This is a genomic window from Sphaerochaeta sp. UBA5836 (assembly GCF_002432845.1).
Lineage (GTDB): Bacteria > Spirochaetota > Spirochaetia > Sphaerochaetales > Sphaerochaetaceae > Sphaerochaeta.
On record NZ_DJGW01000025.1, the window covers coordinates 2,318 to 3,858 of the forward strand.

The 1,541-nt window shown below is 51.1% G+C and carries 2 protein-coding genes; both read right to left on the reverse strand.

All coding sequences use genetic code 11. The features are described from left to right. Positions 1–89: 89 nt before the first annotated feature. Positions 90–869, reverse strand: a complete 780-nt coding sequence (locus B3F49_RS01985) for a DeoR/GlpR family DNA-binding transcription regulator (RefSeq protein ID WP_293893496.1) — start codon at positions 867–869, stop codon at positions 90–92. Between the two features lie 118 nt (positions 870–987). Next, positions 988–1,541 (reverse strand): hypothetical protein (locus B3F49_RS01990; protein WP_293908739.1); only part of this gene is annotated, 554 nt, incomplete at its 5' end.

Genomic DNA, 1,541 nt, shown 5'->3' on the forward strand with positions numbered 1-1,541 from the left:
GCCTCAAGTTCCTCAAAGCTGACCCAAGCGCAATCCTTATACTGCTCGGCATACTCATCCATATACTTCATTCGGTACTCCTCCTACACCTATGTAGTTGCTATTTGTATTGCAAGACCCTCAGGGATCTCCATTTGCTTGACGATTTCACCGCCTTTTTCATCGGTGACCAACACATCGACTTGATCGAGTCCTACGGTCTTGAAGTTCGACACCACCCCGATCTTGTTTGCTGCGGCCACCACAATGACCGTCCCTACGGTATGCTCGATCATGGCACGGGTGGTCTCCGCCTCCTCCAGGATGGGGGTGGTAAGCCCGGCCGATGGCGAAAAGCCGTCGACGCCGATGATTGCCTTGTTCGCATAGACCTGATTGACCAAGATAGAAGAGAGGGAGCCGGAAACAGAGTGGCTTCGGCTTCGATACACTCCGCCTGCAAGAATGAGACGGATGTGTTCACTCTCCTTGCACAGCCAAATGGCGTCGATGTTGTTGGTGACAATGGTCACCTTTTTCTGAAGTGCAACCACCGAGCGAATCACCTCGAAGGTGGTTGACCCGCTGTTGATGTACAGGGTGTCACCCTCTTCCACCATGGCTGCCACAGCCTGTCCGATGGCTTCCTTTTCTTTGGGATATTCTGATGCTTTCTGCAGGTAATCGGGCTCGACGGGTAGGTTTCTTCTGGCCGTCGCACCTCCATGAGTGCGCTCCACAAGTCCTTTCTTTTCAAGCTGGTCCAGATCGCGGCGGATGGTAAGCTCACTGACTCCAAGCTCTTCAGCCAGCTGGCTGACCGTGACCGTACCTTCGGTCTTGATCAGGCTCAGAATGTACTGCTGTCTGCTGGCAGGAATGATTGACATGCACACTTCCTTGAATGTTTTTGTACTTTTTACCCGTTACATCTCCATAATACAATCAAAAACATTCATATGTCAACGTGAATATCTGAAAGAATGCAAGAAAAACGTTCAAGAAAGTTCAATATATGGTGTAGGAAGGAAATCCATACAGAGCAAACGAGGAAAAAGAGAGTCCGACATAGGGAACGATGGAGAACGCCCAATCGGTTATTCGCTTTCCATCAAGAAGATGGAGCAGGGAAACATCGGCAAGAATGCCTGTGACAAGAGCCACATCGAGCGAGCCTGAACTTGCGAACCGGAAGCGGGCGCCCAGATCCGCTCCCAAGCCAAGCTGAAGCTCATTACTTCCCCCTGGAACCTGATTCTCGATATCGGCAATGGAGAGCCCTGCAGAGGCATAGCCATCAACTCCCCCGGCCAATACAGAGCGAAATGCCGGACCGATGAAGAAAGCCATGCGGGTGATCGAGTCGGCAAACGTTGTGGATACCTTGGTCACCAGACCAGTGCCTTGAAATGGTGTGAACAGGAAATAGGATATGTCCAGGCCATAGGATGTATCTAAGTCCAAAGCAGATCCATAGTGCCGACCTGCGGCAAAACTGATGTTCAGATGCCGCTCACTGCCAAACGCAGGAAGTGGAGCCAGATATGCAATACCCAAGCATA

Excerpts from the sequence above, each read along its gene's own strand:
- B3F49_RS01985 (WP_293893496.1), bottom strand. The coding sequence starts at position 869 with ATGTCAATCATTCCTGCCAGCAGACAGCAGTACATTCTGAGCCTGATC.